General features: G+C 66.0%; 18 protein-coding genes. 16 read left to right on the top strand and 2 right to left on the bottom strand.

Going from position 1 to position 18,436, the window contains the following annotated elements; genetic code table 11:
• Positions 1–12: 12 nt before the first annotated feature.
• The 16 genes from H681_RS09050 (at position 13) to H681_RS09125 (ending at position 16,483) form a co-directional block, all read left to right on the top strand.
• Complete coding sequence (locus H681_RS09050) at positions 13–948, top strand: p-hydroxyphenylacetate 3-hydroxylase reductase component (protein WP_015476552.1); 936 nt, start codon at positions 13–15, stop codon at positions 946–948.
• 181 nt (positions 949–1,129) lie between these two features.
• Positions 1,130–3,253 carry a flagellar biosynthesis protein FlhA gene (gene flhA, locus H681_RS09055; protein ID WP_015476553.1) on the top strand — a complete coding sequence of 708 codons (2,124 nt, stop codon included), beginning with the start codon at positions 1,130–1,132 and terminating at the stop codon, positions 3,251–3,253.
• A gap of 36 nt (positions 3,254–3,289) precedes the next feature.
• Positions 3,290–4,591 carry a flagellar biosynthesis protein FlhF gene (flhF, locus tag H681_RS09060; RefSeq protein ID WP_015476554.1) on the top strand — a complete coding sequence of 434 codons (1,302 nt, stop codon included), beginning with the start codon at positions 3,290–3,292 and terminating at the stop codon, positions 4,589–4,591.
• 168 nt (positions 4,592–4,759) lie between these two features.
• The gene (gene fleN, locus H681_RS09065; protein ID WP_015476555.1) at positions 4,760–5,590 is read left to right on the top strand and encodes a flagellar synthesis regulator FleN; all 831 of its coding nucleotides are present in this window, start codon (positions 4,760–4,762) and stop codon (positions 5,588–5,590) included.
• The gene (gene fliA / locus H681_RS09070) at positions 5,587–6,336 is read left to right on the top strand and encodes an RNA polymerase sigma factor FliA (RefSeq protein WP_041711844.1); all 750 of its coding nucleotides are present in this window, start codon (positions 5,587–5,589) and stop codon (positions 6,334–6,336) included. Before fleN ends, fliA begins: the two co-directional genes overlap by 4 nt.
• A 177-nt stretch (positions 6,337–6,513) precedes the next feature.
• The gene (locus H681_RS09075; protein ID WP_085988857.1) at positions 6,514–6,888 is read left to right on the top strand and encodes a chemotaxis response regulator CheY; all 375 of its coding nucleotides are present in this window, start codon (positions 6,514–6,516) and stop codon (positions 6,886–6,888) included.
• 66 nt (positions 6,889–6,954) lie between these two features.
• A complete protein-coding gene (locus H681_RS09080; RefSeq protein WP_015476558.1) occupies positions 6,955–7,740 on the top strand; it encodes a protein phosphatase CheZ in 786 nt (261 codons plus the stop codon).
• 31 nt (positions 7,741–7,771) lie between these two features.
• Positions 7,772–10,009 carry a chemotaxis protein CheA gene (locus H681_RS09085; RefSeq protein WP_015476559.1) on the top strand — a complete coding sequence of 746 codons (2,238 nt, stop codon included), beginning with the start codon at positions 7,772–7,774 and terminating at the stop codon, positions 10,007–10,009.
• A 56-nt stretch (positions 10,010–10,065) separates the two neighbouring features.
• Positions 10,066–11,178 carry a protein-glutamate methylesterase/protein-glutamine glutaminase gene (locus H681_RS09090; protein ID WP_015476560.1) on the top strand — a complete coding sequence of 371 codons (1,113 nt, stop codon included), beginning with the start codon at positions 10,066–10,068 and terminating at the stop codon, positions 11,176–11,178.
• Complete coding sequence (locus H681_RS09095) at positions 11,178–11,918, top strand: flagellar motor protein (RefSeq protein WP_015476561.1); 741 nt, start codon at positions 11,178–11,180, stop codon at positions 11,916–11,918. The genes H681_RS09090 and H681_RS09095 overlap by 1 nt, the downstream gene beginning before the upstream one ends.
• 13 nt (positions 11,919–11,931) lie before the next feature.
• Entirely contained in the window at positions 11,932–12,816 is an 885-nt protein-coding gene (motD, locus tag H681_RS09100) for a flagellar motor protein MotD (protein ID WP_015476562.1), read from the top strand.
• Between the two features lie 47 nt (positions 12,817–12,863).
• Entirely contained in the window at positions 12,864–13,652 is a 789-nt protein-coding gene (locus tag H681_RS09105) for a ParA family protein (RefSeq protein ID WP_015476563.1), read from the top strand.
• Positions 13,653–13,743: 91 nt separating this feature from the next.
• The gene (locus H681_RS09110) at positions 13,744–14,637 is read left to right on the top strand and encodes a CheW domain-containing protein (protein WP_015476564.1); all 894 of its coding nucleotides are present in this window, start codon (positions 13,744–13,746) and stop codon (positions 14,635–14,637) included.
• Between the two features lie 71 nt (positions 14,638–14,708).
• Positions 14,709–15,188 (top strand): chemotaxis protein CheW, encoded by a 480-nt coding sequence (locus H681_RS09115; protein WP_015476565.1) that lies wholly within the window; start codon positions 14,709–14,711, stop codon positions 15,186–15,188.
• A 1-nt stretch (position 15,189) separates the two neighbouring features.
• Positions 15,190–15,600 (top strand): DUF2802 domain-containing protein, encoded by a 411-nt coding sequence (locus tag H681_RS09120; RefSeq protein ID WP_015476566.1) that lies wholly within the window; start codon positions 15,190–15,192, stop codon positions 15,598–15,600.
• A gap of 457 nt (positions 15,601–16,057) precedes the next feature.
• Entirely contained in the window at positions 16,058–16,483 is a 426-nt protein-coding gene (locus tag H681_RS09125; protein WP_015476567.1) for a hypothetical protein, read from the top strand.
• Positions 16,484–16,492: 9 nt separating this feature from the next.
• Here H681_RS09125 and H681_RS09130 read toward each other — a convergent pair whose 3' ends face one another.
• Together H681_RS09130 and fliK are read right to left on the bottom strand one after the other, a co-directional pair.
• Complete coding sequence (locus H681_RS09130) at positions 16,493–16,822, bottom strand: EscU/YscU/HrcU family type III secretion system export apparatus switch protein (protein WP_041712524.1); 330 nt, start codon at positions 16,820–16,822, stop codon at positions 16,493–16,495.
• 2 nt (positions 16,823–16,824) lie between these two features.
• Positions 16,825–18,396 (bottom strand): flagellar hook-length control protein FliK, encoded by a 1,572-nt coding sequence (gene fliK, locus H681_RS09135; RefSeq protein WP_015476569.1) that lies wholly within the window; start codon positions 18,394–18,396, stop codon positions 16,825–16,827.
• Positions 18,397–18,436 lie beyond the last annotated feature (40 nt).

Genomic DNA, 18,436 nt, shown 5'->3' on the forward strand with positions numbered 1-18,436 from the left:
GAGGAATCTGTGATGAACCGGAACAATGAAGTGGGCGTGGACTCCCGCGCCTTCCGCCGTGCCCTTGGCAATTTCGCCACCGGCGTTACGGTGATGACGGCCGCCTCCGACGGTGAGCGGGTCGGCATGACCGCCAATAGCTTCAACTCGGTATCCCTCGATCCGCCGCTGGTTCTGTGGAGCATCGATAAGCGCTCGACCAGCCTGGCGGTTTTCGAGCGCGCCACACACTATGCGGTCAACGTACTGGCGGCAGACCAGATCGACCTGTCCAATCAGTTTGCCAGACCCTGTGCAGACAAGTTTTCAGGGGTGGCTTGCGAGACAGGCGTTGGCGGCGCGCCGCTATTGCCGGGTTGTGCGGCGCGCTTCCAATGCGAGCTGCACCAGCGGGTGGATGGTGGCGACCACTGGATTCTCATCGGTCGTGTACTGGCATTCGACGATTTGGGGCGTTCACCTCTGCTCTATCATCAGGGCGTGTATTCCAGTGTGCTGCCGCATCCGCGTTTGCGGGAAACCCGGGCGGGAGTGCCGCGTACCACTTTCCAGGGACGCCTGAATCATAACCTCTACTATCTGATGACCCAGGCTCTGCGTTGCTATCAGGCTGACTATCAGCCTCGGCAGATGGCGAGCGGCTTGCGAACCAGCGAGGCTCGCATGCTCATGGTGCTGGAGAAGGACGCCAATGTGGATGTCCCGACTCTCCAGTCGCTGGTGGCAATGCCGTCGCGCGAAATCGACGAGGCGCAGTCAAACCTATTGCGCAAGGGCTGGTTGCAGGTCAGTGAGAATGGCTGCGGACTAACCCCGGCGGGCATTGACCAGGCTGAGATGTTGTGGCACATCGCCGAGGAGCAGCAGGCAAAGACTTTTGCGCGCTTTACTCCGGCGCAGATCGACACATTCACGGAGGTGCTGAAAGGCTTGATTCGCCCTCTATAGGGCTGACTGCGCAGGCCGGGCGAGCCGATCGCAGGGCGCCCGGCCTGTTCTGCCGATGTGAAATCGGCGCGCTTTCAAAAAGTTGGAACGCTTCCTGCTAAACCCTCTGCAAACGCCCGCTTGGGCGTCAAAAGTTTGATCCGGCGGGCGCGAGTCCCGCCGCAGGGCAGGGGAGTCGAGGGTGGACCGCACGCAACTGATCAGCAACGTTCGCAGCAATCTGGCGGGCCTGGGCCGGGGCAATCTCGGCGTGCCGCTGCTGCTGCTGGCCATGCTGGGCATGATGACCCTGCCGATCCCGCCGTTCCTGCTGGACGTGCTGTTCACCTTCAACATCGCCCTGTCCATCGTGGTCCTGCTGGTCTGCGTGTACGCGCTGCGGCCGCTGGACTTCGCCGTGTTCCCGACCATCCTGCTGGTCGCAACCCTGTTGCGCCTGGCGCTGAACGTCGCTTCCACCCGCGTGGTGCTGCTCCACGGCCATGACGGCCACGCTGCCGCAGGCAAGGTGATCCAGGCATTCGGCGAGGTGGTGATCGGCGGCAACTACGTGGTCGGCATCGTGGTCTTCGCGATCCTCATGATCATCAACTTCGTGGTGGTTACCAAGGGCGCCGGGCGTATCTCCGAGGTGAGCGCGCGCTTCACCCTCGACGCCATGCCCGGCAAGCAGATGGCTATCGACGCCGACCTCAACGCCGGCCTGATCGAGCAGGCGGAGGCCAAGAAGCGCCGCGCCGAGGTGGCCCAGGAGGCGGACTTCTACGGTTCGATGGACGGTGCCAGCAAGTTCGTCCGTGGCGACGCCGTCGCCGGCCTGCTGATTCTCTTCATCAACCTCATCGGTGGCATCGCCATCGGCATGCTCCAGCACTCGATGAGCTTCGGCGACGCCGGCAAGGTCTACGCCCTGCTGACCATCGGTGACGGCCTGGTGGCGCAGTTGCCGTCGCTGCTGCTGTCCACTGCCGCGGCGATCATGGTGACCCGCGTCTCCAGCGCCGAGGACATGGGCCAGCAGGTCAACCGGCAGATGTTCGCCTCGCCCAAGGCGCTGGCGATTTCCGCCGCGATCCTGATCGCGATGGGGCTGGTGCCGGGCATGCCGCACGTTTCCTTCATTGGTCTCGGCGGTCTGGCTGCTGGCGGCGCGTACCTGATCTGGCAACGCCAGCGCCAGGCGGCGCAGCAGGCCGAGCAGGAAACCCAGCGCCAGCAGGAACTGCTGCCGGCCCAGCGCGCCCAGGAAACCAAGGAACTGGGCTGGGACGACGTGACCCCGGTGGACATGGTTGGCCTGGAGGTCGGTTACCGCCTGATTCCGCTGGTGGACCGCAACCAGGGCGGCCAGTTGCTGGCGCGGATCAAGGGCGTACGCAAGAAGCTGTCCCAGGACCTGGGCTTCCTGATGCCCTCGGTACACATCCGCGACAACCTCGACCTGCTGCCCAACGCCTACCGCCTGACGCTGATGGGCGTGAGCGTGGCCGAAGCCGAGATCTACCCGGACCGCGAGCTGGCGATCAACCCTGGCCAGGTGTTCGGCACCCTCAACGGTATTGCCGGCAAGGACCCGGCATTCGGGCTTGAAGCGGTGTGGATCGAGCCGTCCCAGCGCGACCAGGCGCAGTCCCTGGGCTACACCGTGGTGGACGCCAGCACCGTGGTCGCCACCCACCTCAACCAGGTGCTGCACAAGCACGCCCACGAGCTGCTCGGCCACGAGGAGGTCCAGCAACTGATGCAACTGCTGGCCAAGACTTCGCCCAAGCTCGCCGAAGAGCTGGTGCCGGGGATGATTTCCCTGTCGACTCTGCTCAAGGTCCTGCAGGCGCTGCTGCAGGAGCAGGTGCCGGTGCGTGACATCCGCACCATCGCCGAGGCCATCGCCAACGTTGCCGCCAAGAGTCAAGATCCCGCCGCGATGGTGGCGGCGGTTCGCGTCGCGCTGTCCCGCGCAATCGTGCAAACCATTGTGGGACTAGAGCCGGAGCTGCCTGTGATTACCCTGGAACCCAGGTTGGAACAGATATTGCTCAATAGTCTTCAGAAGGCCGGACAGGGCTCCGAAGACGGCATGTTGCTGGAGCCCGGAATGGCCGAAAAGCTGCAACGCTCGATGGTCGAGGCGGCGCAGCGCCAGGAAATGCTCGGCAAGCCGGCGATCCTGCTGGTGGCCGGTCCGGTCCGCGCAATGATGTCCCGATTCGCGCGGATGGCGGTCCCCACCATGCACGTGCTGGCTTACCAGGAAATCCCGGACAACAAACAAGTCACTATCGTTGCCACCGTTGGGCAGCAATAGTCGGAAGTTGGATAGAGTGCATCGAGGTCCCAGGCCATGCAGGTAAAACGCTTCTTCGCCGCCGATATGCGTCAGGCCATGAAACTGGTCCGCGACGAGTTGGGCCCGGACGCCGCGATCATCGGCAATCGCCGTGTCGCCGGCGGCGTCGAGCTGACCGCGGCGCTGGACTACCAGGCCCCGGTGGCGGCGAGCAAGCCGAACCCGGCGCTGGAAGCCGAACTGCGCAAGACCCAGGCGCGCATCGCCGAGGCCAAGGCCGAACTGAGCGAGCCGGCTCGCATGAGCGAGGCCGTGCGCAAGGACCGTCAAATGTACGGCGCCGAAGCGCCGCGTCGCAGCGCTGCCGAAACCCTCGCCGAAACCATGACCGCACCGGCGGCCGCCAGCGTCGGCCAACAGGCGCTGGACGCCATGCGCTTCGAGCTCAACGGCCTGCGTGAACTGATCGAAGTGCAACTGGGCTCCATTGCCTGGAACCAGTTGCAGAACCAGCGTCCGAAGCAGGCCAACCTGTGGCGTCGCCTGCAGCGCATGGGCCTGCCGGCGGACCTGTCGCGCAGCCTGCTGGAGAAAGTGGCCTCCATCGCCGAGCCGAAACAGGCCTGGCGCATGCTGCTGGCGCACCTGGCACGCTCGATCAGCACCCCGGAAATCGACCTGCTGGAGCAGGGCGGAGTGGTCGCGCTGGTCGGTCCGGCAGGCATGGGCAAGACCACCACCCTGGCCAAGCTGGCCGCTCGCTACGTACTGAAGTACGGCGCGCAGAGCATCGCCCTGGTGTCGATGGACAGCTTCCGCATCGGCGCGCAGGAGCAGATCAAGACCCTCGGCCGCATCCTCAACGTGCCGGTGACCCTGGTCGATCCGGGCCAGTCGCTGATCCAGGCGATGGCGCCGCTGGCGCGCAAGCGCCTGGTGCTGATCGATACCGCCGGCCTGCCCGCCACCGATCCGGCGCTGCGCATGCAGCTCGAAGCGCTGGCCGCGCAGAGCCTGAACGTGAAGAATTACCTCGTGCTGGCCGCGACCAGCCAGAGCCAGGTGCTCAAGGCCGCCTGGCAGAACTATCGTTCGTGCGGCCTGGCCGGGTGCGTCCTGACCAAGCTGGACGAAGCCGGCAGCCTCGGCGAAGCCCTGGCTCTGGCTATCGGTCAGCGTCTCCCGGTAGCCTATCTGGCGGATGGTCCGCGGATTCCGGATGATCTGCAGGTGGCGCGCAGTCACCAGTTGGTCAGCCGCGCGGTGAGTCTGCAGGCGCCGGAAGAACCGAGCGAGGATGCAATGGCCGACATGTTCGCCGGCCTGTACCAGCAGCCGGTGCGTTGCGCCGGTTGAGCGAATTGAACGGCCCCGTGGTGGGGCGAAGGGCGGCCGACAGGGCCACCCGGCGATGCGGATGCTCTGGGAGACGATCCGCGAACGCCGGAAGCGGTAGAGCACCGCGGCCGGCAGGGCCGCAGCGCCAGGGGGCGCGGCGGTCGAACGACGAGACAAGGTATTGATATGGGCATGCATCCTGTACAGGTAATCGCAGTCACCGGCGGCAAGGGTGGTGTCGGCAAGACCAATGTGTCGGTGAACCTGTCGCTGGCGCTGGCCGATCTGGGCCGTCGCGTCATGCTGCTGGACGCCGACCTGGGCCTGGCCAACGTCGACGTGCTGCTGGGCCTGACGCCCAAGCGCACGCTGGCCGACGTCATCGAAGGCGAATGCGACCTGCGCGACGTGATCCTCCAGGGCCCCGGCGGCGTGCGCATCGTCCCGGCGGCCTCCGGCACGCAGAGCATGGTGCACCTCACGCCGATGCAGCACGCCGGCCTGATCCAGGCCTTCAGCGACATCAGCGACAACATCGACGTGCTGGTGGTGGACACCGCCGCCGGCATCGGCGACTCGGTGGTGAGCTTCGTCCGCGCAGCGCAGGAAGTGCTGCTGGTCGTCTGTGATGAACCCACTTCCATCACCGATGCCTACGCTTTGATCAAGCTGCTCAACCGCGACTACGGCATGACCCGCTTCCGCGTACTGGCGAACATGGCGCACAGCCCCCAGGAGGGCCGCAACCTGTTCGCCAAGCTGACCAAGGTCACCGACCGCTTCCTCGACGTGGCGCTGCAGTACGTGGGCGCCATCCCGTACGACGAATCGGTGCGCAAGGCGGTGCAGAAGCAGCGTTCGGTGTATGAGGCGTTTCCGCGCAGCAAGGCTTCCCTGGCCTTCCGCGCGATAGCGCAGAAAGTCGACAGCTGGCCGCTGCCGGCCAATCCGCGAGGGCACCTGGAGTTCTTCGTCGAACGCCTGGTGCAGCATCCGACCACGGGTTCGGCCGTATGATGACGGCCTCCGGAGCGCGTATGTACAGCAAGGCGCAGGCGCAGAACTCCCAGGACCAACTGATCCAGCGGTACGCGCCGCTGGTCAAGCGTATCGCCTACCACCTGCTCGGCCGCCTGCCGGCCAGCGTGCAGGTGGAGGACCTGATGCAGGCCGGCATGATCGGCCTGCTGGAAGCCTCGAAGAAATACGACGCCGGCAAGGGCGCGAGCTTCGAAACCTATGCTGGCATCCGCATCCGTGGCGCCATGCTCGACGAGGTGCGCAAGGGCGACTGGGCCCCGCGTTCGGTGCATCGCAACACCCGCATGGTCAGTGATGCGATCCGCGCCGTCGAGGCCAGAACCGGTCGTGACGCTAAAGATCAGGAAGTTGCTGCCGAACTCAATATGAGTCTCGAAGATTATTACGGCATCCTCAGCGACACCCAGGGCAGCCGGCTGTACAGCTTCGACGATCTGCTGCAGGACGGCGAGCAGGGCAGCGGCCTGGCCGAAGATGCTTCGCACCAGGGCAACGAGCCCGCCCACGGTCTGGAAGACGAACGCTTCCAGGCGGCGCTCGCCGACGCCATCACCAAGCTGCCCGAACGCGAGCGGCTGGTGCTGGCGCTGTACTACGACGAGGAACTGAACCTCAAGGAGATCGGCGAAGTGCTGGGCGTCAGCGAATCCCGGGTCAGCCAGTTGCACAGCCAGTGCGCCGCGCGCCTGCGGGCACGCCTGGCGGAGTGGCGAGCGCACTGAGCTTCGGGTAGTTTCGCGTCGGATTTTTCTTGCGAGAAAGCCTCAGGTCTTGAGTTTTCTCCTGGGCGCCGTCCCTTTGACGCCGCCCACACGGGATGAGCGCACGCCGCTCAATGAATTGACGGTACGCCCGCCAGGACGTGCCTGGTATCGATGGAGGTCGGTTTGGACAAGAATATGAAAATTCTCATCGTGGACGATTTTTCCACGATGAGGCGCATCATCAAGAACCTCCTGCGGGACCTGGGGTTCACCAACACCGCGGAGGCCGACGACGGCACCACCGCGCTGCCGATGCTGCACAGCGGCAATTTCGACTTCCTCGTCACCGACTGGAACATGCCCGGCATGACCGGCATCGACCTGCTGCGCGCGGTGCGCGCCGACGAGCGCCTGAAGCACCTGCCGGTGCTGATGGTCACCGCCGAGGCCAAGCGCGACCAGATCATCGAAGCGGCCCAGGCCGGGGTCAACGGCTATGTGGTCAAGCCTTTCACCGCTCAGGTGCTGAAAGAAAAGATCGAGAAGATTTTCGAGCGGGTCGGCAGCTAGTAGGGTCTGTTGATGTTTCGCCGCTTGCGCCGAAACACCAACAGCCCCTCGCATCAAGAGGGCGTCATGGATCTCGTCAACGAATCCGCGGGTGACTTCGAGTCGACCCTGAAAAAACACGCGCGCGAATTGGTCGATTGCCTGGAGCAGGGTGATGTGCAGACCGCCGTGCAACTGATCTCCGAGCTCAACCAGGCGCGCGATCGCGGGCTCTACCAGGAAGTCGGCAAGCTCACCCGCGAGCTGCACAACGCCATCGTCAACTTCCAGATCGATCCCAGTTCCCCGCGCGCCCAGGAAGTCTCGCAGATCGCCGACGCCACCGACCGCCTGTCCTACGTGGTGACGATGACCGAGAAAGCGGCCAACCGCACCATGGACCTGGTGGAAGAGTGCACCCCGGTGGTGATGCACATCGAGACCCAGGCCAAGGCGCTGCAGGAAGACTGGTCGCGCTTCATGCGTCGCGAGCTGGGCCCCGACGCCTTCCGCGACCTGGCCAAGCGCGTCGAGCAGTTCCTCTACATCAGCGCCCAGGACAGCCGCAAGCTCTCCGCGCACCTCAACGACATCCTCCTCGCACAGGACTTCCAGGACCTCACCGGGCAGGTGATCAAGCGCGTCACCAGGCTGGTCACCGAGGTCGAGGCGAACCTGGTCAAGCTGGTCTGGATGGCCGGCCAGGTGGACCGTTACGCGGGCATCGAGCACGACCACGACGGCATGCGCGACGCGGTGGAAAAAGAAAGATCGTCCAAGGGTGAAGGTCCGCAGATCGCTGCCGATACAAGAAAGGACGTCGTATCCGGTCAGGACGATGTCGACGATCTGTTGTCCAGCCTTGGTTTTTAGGCGTCCGCTGACGCTGTAGAGGGAGCACCGAATGAGCTTCGACGCCGATGACGAGATCCTCCAGGACTTCCTGGTGGAGGCCGGCGAGATCCTCGAGCAACTGTCCGAGCAACTGGTCGAGCTGGAAAGCCGACCCGATGATATGGACCTGCTCAATGCGATTTTCCGTGGGTTCCACACCGTCAAGGGCGGCGCGGGCTTTCTCCAGCTGAACGCGCTGGTGGAGTGCTGCCACATCGCCGAGAACGTGTTCGACATCCTGCGCAAGGGCGAGCGTCGCGTGGATGCCGAACTGATGGATGTGGTCCTGCAGGCGCTGGACACCGTCAACGTCATGTTCCAGCAAGTGCGCGATGCGCAAGAGCCGACCCCGGCCACGCCTGAGCTGCTGGCGGCGCTGTCGCGCCTGGCCGAGCCGGGGGCCGCTCCCGCCGAAACTCCCGCTGCGGTCGTTGCCGAGCCTGTCGTTGAAGAAGCCCCGGCCGCTGCGGCCGCGTATGGCGACATCACCGACGCCGAGTTCGAACAGCTGATGGATGCCCTCGAGCCTGCCGCAGAAGCGCCTGCTGCGCCGGTTGGCAGCGGTGGCGACGACATCACCGACGACGAATTCGAAGCACTGCTCGACCAGTTGCACGGCAAGGGCCAGTTCAGCGCTGCTGCCAAGGAACCCGTCAGCGCGGCTCCGGCACCGGTTGCCGAGGCGCCCGCCGCCGGTGCTGGCGACGAGATCAGCGACGACGAGTTCGAAGCGCTGCTCGACCAGTTGCACGGCAAGGGCCAGTTCACCGGCGCGAAGGAAGAAGCCGCTGCTCCCGTCGAGGCTGCTGCTGCCGAGGTCAAGCCCGAGGAAGCTCCGGCTGCCGGTGGCGACGACAACATCACCGACGACGAATTCGAGAAGCTGCTCGACGAGCTGCACGGCAAGGGCCAGTTCACTGGCGCGAAGGAAGAGCCGGTCGCAGCTGCACCATCCAATGCACAGCCCAAAGCGGCTGCTGCACCTGCGCCCAAGCCCGCTGCCGCTCCGGCGCCGGCCGCTGCCGCCAAGCCTGCTGCGGCCAAGCCCGCCGCTGCCGCTGCAGAGAAACCGGCCAACGAAGCGGAAACCACCGTGCGCGTGGACACCGCGCGCCTGGACGAGATCATGAACATGGTCGGCGAACTGGTGCTGGTGCGTAACCGCCTGGTGCGCCTGGGCGCCAACAGCGGCGACGAGGCGATGGCCAAGGCCGTCTCCAACCTCGATGTGGTCACCGCTGACTTGCAGTCAGCGGTCATGAAGACCCGCATGCAGCCGATCAAGAAGGTCTTCGGGCGCTTCCCGCGACAGGTCCGCGACCTGGCTCGCAGCCTGAAGAAAGAGATCAACCTGGAACTGATCGGCGAAGAGACCGACCTCGACAAGAACCTGGTCGAGGCCCTGGCCGACCCGTTGGTGCACCTGGTGCGCAACGCCGTGGACCACGGCATCGAAGGCCCCGACGAGCGCGAGGCCGCCGGCAAGTCGCGTTCGGGCAAGGTGGTGCTGTCCGCCGAGCAGGAAGGCGACCACATCCTGTTGTCGATCTCCGACGACGGCAAAGGCATGGACCCGGACGTGCTGCGCGCCAAGGCCGTGGAGAAGGGCCTGCTGGACAAGGATGCGGCCGATCGCCTGTCCGAGTCCGACTGCTACAACCTGATCTTCGCCCCGGGCTTCTCGACCAAGACCGAGATCTCCGACGTCTCCGGCCGTGGTGTCGGTATGGACGTGGTGAAGACCAAGATTTCCCAGCTCAACGGCATCATCAACATCTACTCGGCCAAGGGTCAGGGCTCGAAGATCGTCATCAAGGTCCCGCTGACCCTGGCGATCATGCCGACCCTGATGGTGATGCTGGGCAACCAGGCCTTCGCCTTCCCGCTGGTCAACGTCAACGAGATCTTCCACCTCGACCTGTCGAACACCAACGTGGTCGATGGCCAGGAAGTGGTGATCGTCCGCGACAAGGCCCTGCCGTTGTTCTACCTCAAGCGCTGGCTGGTGCCGGGCGCGCAGTATGACGAGCCGGGCGAGGGCCACGTGGTGATCCTCTCCGTGGGCACCCAGCGCATCGGCTTCGTGGTCGACCAGTTGGTGGGCCAGGAAGAGGTGGTGATCAAGCCGCTGGGCAAGATGCTGCAGGGCACGCCGGGCATGGCCGGGGCCACCATCACCGGGGACGGGCGCATCGCGCTGATCCTCGATGTGCCGAGCATGCTCAAGCGCTACGCGCGGCGTATCTGATTCTTGCGCGTGTGGGGGCGCCCGCGCGCGTGGCAAGGCTTCATTCAGGAGTGTCTATGGCTGTCAAAGTCCTGGTGGTGGACGATTCGGGATTCTTCCGTCGCCGTGTCTCGGAGATCCTCTCCGCCGATCCGCAGATCCAGGTGGTCGGCACGGCCACCAATGGCCGCGAGGCGATCGACCAGGTGCTGGCGCTCAAGCCCGACGTGATCACCATGGACTACGAGATGCCGCTGATGGACGGCATCACCGCCGTGCGGACCATCATGCAGCGCTGCCCGACGCCGGTGCTGATGTTCTCCTCGCTGACCCACGAGGGCGCGCGGGTGACCCTGGACGCGCTGGATGCCGGCGCGGTGGACTACCTGCCGAAGAACTTCGAGGACATCTCGCGCAACCCGGACAAGGTCCGCCAACTGCTGTGCGAGAAGGTCCATACCATTGCCAAGAGCAATCGCCGCTTCGCCGCCTACGCCTCCTACTCCGGTAGCGCTTCGGCTTCCGCGCCCGCCGCCGGCGGTACCCCGCGCCAGGCCGCGACGGCCCCCTCCGGCGGCCAGGCGCCCGCCGCTCCCGCGCCGGCGACCTCCGCCGCCCCAAAGCGTAAGGCCTACCGGCTGGTGGCCATCGGTACGTCCACCGGTGGGCCGGTGGCGCTGCAGCGGGTCCTGACCCAGTTGCCCGCCAATTTTCCCGCGCCGCTGGTGCTGATCCAGCACATGCCGGCGGCCTTCACCAAGGCCTTCGCCGAGCGCCTGGACAAACTGTGCAGGATCACCGTCAAGGAAGCCGAGGACGGCGACCTGCTGCGCCCCGGTGTGGCCCTGCTGGCCCCCGGCGGCAAGCAGATGATGGTCGACGCCCGTGGCGCGATCCGCATCCTGCCCGGTGACGAGCGCCTGAACTACAAGCCCTGCGTCGACGTGACCTTCGGTTCCGCGTCCAAGGCCTACGGCGACAAGGTGCTGGCGGTGGTCCTCACCGGCATGGGCGCCGATGGCCGCGAAGGTGCGCGCATGCTCAAGCAGGGCGGTGCCCAGGTGTGGGCGCAGGATGAAGCCAGCTGCGTGATCTACGGCATGCCGATGGCGATCGCCAAGGCGGGCCTGGCCGACGCGGTGTACAGCCTGGACGACATCGGCCGCCACCTCACCGAGGCCTGCGGCTGATGGATGTGCTCAGCCTGGTCGGCCTGATCCTCGCGCTGGTCGCCATCATCGGCGGCAACTTCCTCGAGGGCGGGCATGTCGGCGCGCTGGCCAACGGCCCGGCGGCGCTGATCGTGGTCGGTGGCACCCTGGCCGCCGCGCTGCTGCAGACCCCGGTGGCGGTGCTCAAGCGTTCGCTGCACATGCTGCGCTGGATCATCCTGCCGCCCAGGGTGGACCTGGTCGGCGGCATCGGCCACGTGGTCGGCTGGAGCATGACCGCGCGCAAGGAAGGCCTGCTGGGCCTGGAAGGCGTCGCCGACGCCGAACGCGATCCTTACGCGCGCAAGGGTCTGCAATTGCTGGTGGACGGCGCCGAGCCGGAAGCCATCCGCAGCATTCTCGAAGTCGACCTGTACAACCAGGAAAGCCGCGATCTGGCGGCGGCCAAGGTGTTCGAAAGCATGGGCGGCTACTCGCCGACCATCGGCATCATTGGCGCGGTCATGGGCCTGATCCACGTGATGGGCAACCTCGCCGACCCCAGCCAGCTGGGCAATGGCATCGCCGTGGCCTTCGTTGCCACCATCTACGGCGTGGGCCTGGCCAACCTGTTGCTATTGCCGGTGGGCAACAAGCTCAAGAGCATCGTGCTGCGCCAGTCCTGCTACCGCGAAATGCTGATGGAGGGCCTGCTGTCCATCGCCGAGGGCGAGAACCCGCGCTCCATCGAATTGAAGCTGCAAGGCTTCGTCGGCTGAGGAGGGGACATCAATGCCTCGCCGTCGCCGCCACGAGGAACACGAGAATCACGAACGCTGGCTGGTGTCCTACGCGGACTTTATCACCCTGCTGTTCGCCTTCTTCGTGGTGATGTACTCGATCTCCTCGATCAACGAGGGCAAGTACAAGATCCTCTCGGAAACCCTGACCGGCGTGTTCAACCAGGCCGACCGCTCGGTGCGTCCGATCCCCATCGGCGAGGAGCGGCCACGTACCCAGCAGCCGGACCAGTCGCTGAACGAGCCGCAGGACGAAGGTCAGGCCCAGGGCAGCCCGGATACCTTGCAGCAGATATCCAGCAGCATGCGCGAGGCGTTCGGCGAACTGATCAAGAGCGATCAGGTCAGCGTGCGCGGCAACGAGTTCTGGATCGAGATCACCCTCAATTCCAGCCTGTTGTTCCCCAGCGGCGATGCGATTCCCAATGACACCGCCTTTGGCATCATCGAGAAGGTCGCCAGGATTCTGGCGCCTTACCGCAACCCGGTGCATGTCGAAGGCTTCACCGACAACGTGCCGATCCACAATGCCCAGTACCCGACCAACTGGGAACTGTCGGCGGCCCGCGCCGCGAGCATCGTGCGCATGCTCGCCCAGGACGGGCTGGATGCCGGCCGGCTGGCGGCGGTGGGCTATGGTGAGTTTCAGCCGGTGGCCGACAACGCCACGGCGGACGGGCGAGCCCGCAATCGTCGGGTGGTGCTGGTGATTTCCCGCAACCTCGAGGTGCGCCGCAGCGTGAGCGGCGTGGGCAGCGGCAAGGCGCAGCCCGATCCGGCGCTGCGTCACGCTGGCACGCAACCTGCACCGGTGGTTGCCAGCGAGGCGCCCGGCAGTGGCGCCGTCAATTCTTCGACGTCGGTTGCGGGAGAGTGAAACGTGACGACCCTGAACCGATCCTGTGCAAGCGGGGAGCGAGCACTATGAAAGTCTGGGCGGTAGCCAACCAGAAAGGTGGCGTCGGCAAGACCACATCCTCCATCGCCCTGGCGGGCCTGTTGGCCGACGCCGGCAAGCGTGTGCTGATCGTCGACCTCGATCCGCACGGCTCGATGACCAGCTATTTCGGCCACGACCCGGACACCCTGGAGCACAGCGTGTTCGACCTGTTCCTGCACCAGGGCAACGTGCCCGAGGGGCTGCCGGAGTCGCTGCTGCTGCCCACCAGTCACGAGAACATCCGCCTGCTGCCGTCGAGTACCGCGCTGGCCACCCTGGAGCGCCAGTCGCCGGGGCAGAACGGCCTGGGCCTGGTGATCGCCAAGAGCTTGGCGCAGTTGTGGAGCCAGTTCGACCACGCGATCATCGACAGCCCGCCGCTGCTCGGCGTGCTGATGGTCAACGCGATGGCGGCCAGCCAGCACCTGGTGATCCCGGTGCAGACCGAGTTCCTCGCCCTGAAGGGCCTGGAACGCATGGTCAACACCCTGAAGATGGTCAACCGCTCGCGCAAGCAGGCGCTGCCCTTCACCATCGTGCCGACCCTGTTCGACCGTCGTACCCAGGCATCGCTGGGCGCGCTGCGGATGTTGCGCGACACCTATCCCGAGACGCTCTGGCAGGCCTTCGTGCCGGTGGATACCAAGCTGCGCGACGCCAGCCGCCACGGCCTGGTGCCCTCGCGCAACGAGGCCGGCAGCCGGGGCGTGATCGCCTACCGCGCCTTGCTCAAGCACCTGCTGACCCAGGTGCCGGCGGCGCAGGTGGCTTGAGCATGGCGAGCCTGAATTTCCGACGAGAGCGTTCAAGTCTCGTCACCCAGCGGCCGATAGGCTGGAAAGTCCCTTTGCGCGGTCATCAACCATGAGTCGTTCCGCTACCGCCACGCGCCCCCAGCTTGCGCTGCAGTCCTATCTGGACGCGCTGCTGCAGGATGCTTTCGAAGAGTTCGCCGACGAACCGCCGGCGCCCGTCGTCGCGCCCGAAGCTCCGGCAGCGGTTGCCCTGGCCAGTGCCGAGATCGTGGCGTCGGCCGTTGTCGAGCCCCCGTCGACCCTGGTGTCGCCGCAGCGCGACAGCGTCAGCCTGGATGAATTTGAAGCCGCGGTGCTCGAGGAGCAGGTGCGTGATGCCCGGCTGAGCGTTGCCCACGAGCCCGCTGCGCGTCCGGTCGGGGCCGAGCCGGTGGTGCCGCACACCGCGTCTCCGGCGCAGAGCGCGCAGGTCATCGAACTGCGCCAGCCGGGCAGCGCCGAACTGCCGGTCGCGCCGCTGGCGCTGCTGGACGACGGCCGGCCGGTATGGGCCGCCGAACCTTTCGAATGCCTGCTGTTCGACGTCGCCGGGCTGACCCTGGCGGTGCCGCTGGTCTGCCTGGGTTCGATCTATCCGCTGGCGGGCCACGATCTGACTCCGCTGTTCGGCCAGCCGGACTGGTTCCTCGGCATCCTGCCGGGTCAGGCCGGCAACCTGAAGGTGCTGGACACCGCGCGCTGGGTGATGCCCGAGCGCTACCGCGACGACTATCGCGAAGGCTTGCAGTATGTGATTTCCGTGCAGGGCTACGAGTGGGGGCTGGCGGTGCACCAGGTCAGCCGCTCGGTGCGCCTGGATCCGTCCGAGGTGAAGTGGCGCACCCAGCGCCAGCAACGCCCGTGGCTGGCCGGCACGGTGATCGAGCAGATGTGCGCGCTGCTGGACGTCTCGGCGCTGGCCGAACTGATCGCCAGCGGCGCAACGCGGCGCCCTCGGCATTGAGTGCGCGCCGATCCATTTAACGAAATTCACCATGCCCCCGGCGGCGTGGTTCGACGAAGAGGCGAGGGGATATGAAGAAAACGTCAGCGCAAGGTGCCGAAGATCCGATTCTGCAGTGGGTCACCTTCCGCCTGGACAACGAGACCTACGGCATCAACGTGATGCAGGTCCAGGAAGTGCTGCGCTACACCGAGATCGCGCCGGTGCCGGGTGCCCCGAGCTACGTGCTGGGCATCATCAACCTGCGCGGCAACGTGGTGACCGTGATCGACACCCGCCAGCGCTTCGGCCTGGACCCGGCGCCGGTCTCGGACAATACCCGCATCGTCATCATCGAAGCCGACAAGCAGGTGGTGGGCATCCTGGTCGACAGCGTCGCCGAGGTGGTCTACCTGCGCCAGTCCGAGATCGAGACCGCGCCGAACGTCGGTAACGAGGAATCGGCCAAGTTCATCCAGGGCGTGTGCAACAAGAACGGCGAACTGCTGATCCTGGTCGAGCTGGACAAGATGATGACCGAGGAAGAGTGGTCGGAGCTGGAGAGCATCTGAGGTGCTGTCGATTGCACTGGTGATCCTCGGGCTGGCCTGTGCGGGCCTTGCCGGGACCTGCGTCTGGCTGGCGGGGCGTCAGCGCGTCCAGCAGGCGCAGGCGGCGGAACAGGCCGGACGGATCGCCGAGCTGGAGCAGCGCCTGAAGGAGCTGGGCAAGCGCATCGAGTCCTACCAGCAGATCAACGTCCGCATGGGCGAGGAATTGCGCGAACTCGGCAAGCAGGTTGCGCCCTTGCCCGAGCGCCTGACGCGCATGGAGCAGCGCGATCCCGCCAGTCTGACCTTCAGTCAGGCCGCGCGCCTGGTCGGCATGGGGGCGAGTCCCGAGGACCTGACCCAGAGCTGCGGCCTGTCCCAGGCCGAGGCCGAACTGGTCGCTCGCCTGCATCAGGGCAAGGCGCGCGACTAGCCCGTCGTCCGCAAAAACAAGGCCCCGGAAGCGGGGCCCTGTTTTCAGCCCGCGTTCGCTCAGGCTTTGCGGTTCTTCGTGCCGGTATCGAAGCGCTGCGCGACAAGTCCCAGCGCGACAAGTCCCAGCGCGACGATGACCGCGGCGAGCAGCAGCGTGTAGACCATTGCTGAACGGGTTCCAGCTTTCGTTCGAAGGCTTCCGCCGCGCTCTGCCGGGGAGCGAATGCTCGCGGCCCTGTACGGGGTGGGAGGCTCTGTAGTGGGGCCAGGGCGTCCGATGGATTCTTCGGAATCGTTCGTTGTAGTGCATTAGCTACGCGTATTTCGGATTTGCCTGATAAAAATTTGGTCGGATCATCGTTAGATTGGCCCTGTCAGAAACTTTCCTGAGGGCCACCGATATGGCCGCCATTTCGCGACGGGCTATGGTGTTGTGCGCGCATCCGGGCCGATTGATGGATTACGGCGCACTGCTCAATTGCCTGGAGTTCTATCACCTGAGCCTCTGCCAGGACCTGGACGAGGTGCGCAAGGTGCTGGCCAGCCAGCAGCGCTACAGCTTGTTCATCCACGACGACTTCGTGCCCGGCCCCGATGAGCTGGTGAGCTTGAAAACCCTTGGCCAGAGCAACGCCTTCCGCCAGTTCGTGCTGGTCGGGAGCTACAGCGCTGAAGAAAAGACCGGGCTCTTCCAGTGGGCGTGGCGGCATCGCGTGCCGCTGCTGCGGGTGCTGGACAAGCCGGTCTCCCTGGCGCAGTTGCGTGAGATCACCGACAGCCTGGTGCTCTACCACGGCGAGGATGAGCAGCCGATTCGAGCATCCGTGAGCGAGCTCCAGGATTACCAGGTGCCCGAGACGCCGCGCCGAGGCCGTGCCTGAGGTCGAGCGCTATCGGTCGGTCCGGGGGCCGGGTCCTTCCAACTGCAGCGGTTCGCCAGCGGGGGCCGTTGCGTCCAGCGGGCTCTTGCCTTTCAGGTACCAGGCGAAGGCGATGATCTCGGCGATGGTGCGATAGAGCGCCTCGGGAATCGCTTCGCCCAGCTCCAGCCGAGCCAGCAGGCGCACCAGGTCGGCGTTCTCGTAGATCGGCACGTCGTGATGGCGCGCGATGGCGAGGATGGTTTCGGCCAGTTCGTCGTCGCCCTTGGCCGTGAGGGTCGGTGCGCTCTGCCCGTCGTAGTTGAGGGCGATGACCTGGCGCGGGGCTTTCTTCGACATGCTCATGCGGTTTCATCCACCCAGCGTTGCTCCACGGCGGTCCGTGTACCTTGGGGCGGTTTGCCCAGGTTGCAGGACAGTTCGCCAACGCTGAGTCCGGCGTCGTTCAGGCGCTGGCGCAGGGCGCCCAGCTCGCGGTCGATCAGGCTGGCGGTGCTGGCGCGCTCGGCCCAGAGCTGGCTGGTGATGCTGCCGTGGGCGAGGGTGGCCTGGGCTTGCAGCGGACCGAGCGGGTCGAGGTCGAAGGCCAGTTCCACGCGCCAGAGCGTGTCGGGCTGCTCGCGTTCGCTGCCTTGTCGTTCTTCCTGCTGAATGCGTACTTGCAGTGGCACCAGGTTGTGCTGCTGGCGCAGGGGGATTTCCATCTGCCAGGTGTTGAGCAGGGTGCCGTCGGGCAGCACTTCGTTCTGCGACAGGCTGGACAACTGGTGGGTCTGCAGGCGCGCCACCGCGGCGGCGGCCAGCTTGAGCAGGGATTCCAGGTCGCCGTCTTCCTCCAGTTGGCGCGCCAGGCGGCTGGGCAGCGGGAAACCGACCGGCGACGGCGTACGTCCGCCCGTCTGGCCGATTACGCCAAGGGCATTGCGTACGAAGGCCGGCAGCGACTGCGCCAGATGGCTGGCTCCGGCCAGGGCGTTGCCCGAGAGATTGCCCAGCACCGAGGCGGCAGTGCCGTTCTGGGCGGGCAGCAACTGGGCGATCAGGCGCAGCAGATTGCCCTTGAGGTCCTGTGGCAAACCTTCCGCACCGCGCAACAGTTGGGCTTCGAGGAATACGCCGCTCTGCTGGATGGCCTGGGCCACGCCCTTGGCGTCGCCGAGTTGGCGGGGCTCGGGGAGGGCGCTCAGCAGCTTGTCCACCGCCTGTCGCAGCTCGGGGCTGAGCGATTGGCCGCGTCCCGCGCCCTGCAGCGCGTGGAACAGTCCTTCCAGCGAGCCTTGCCGGCCCTGCTGGGCGGCCAGTTGCTGGTTGAGGTCGAGCTGGTCGAGACGGCTGGTCAGCGGCAGGAACTGCAGGGCCTGCTGGCCCTGGACCCGCGCGCTGAGCAGGCTGCCCAGGGGCAGCGAGTGGGGCGACTCGAGACTCAACTGGCGTCCCGCCAGTGGTGTGTTCAGCAGGCGGACCAGCACCTGGTAGAGGGCCTGGTCCGCCTTGCCCTGGGCGATCAGTTGGCTGGCTTCGACCTTGCCCTGCAGCAGGGTGCCTACCGGCAGCAGGTCGAGGTCTAGGCTGTCCAGGGGCGCCTGTCCGGCCATGCCCTGGTTCAGCAGGGTGACGGCAAGGTGGGTCTGGGACAGCGCCGACAGTTGCAGCGTGCTGCCCTGGGGCAGGGCTTGCGGGCTTTCCGCGCTGACCAGGGTCTGTTGGCCGCTGGCCAGCGTCAGGCGCAGCAGGAGTTGGAAGCTGACCTGGGTGTCGCGTACCGCGACGACTTCGGCCAGCGCCTTTTCACCCGGCGGTAGCAGGTCGCCCAGGCTCTGCGCGAGCTTGAGGGTCAGCTCCGCGGCGCTTGGGGCGCTGCGCGACGGCGGCGTGGGAGGGAGCGGGCGGGGAGCGCCAATTTCGCTCGGCATCGGAGACCTGCAGGGTAGCGGGACGGGTTGACGCCCAGTG

It is taken from the genome of Pseudomonas sp. ATCC 13867 (assembly GCF_000349845.1).
Lineage (GTDB): Bacteria > Pseudomonadota > Gammaproteobacteria > Pseudomonadales > Pseudomonadaceae > Pseudomonas.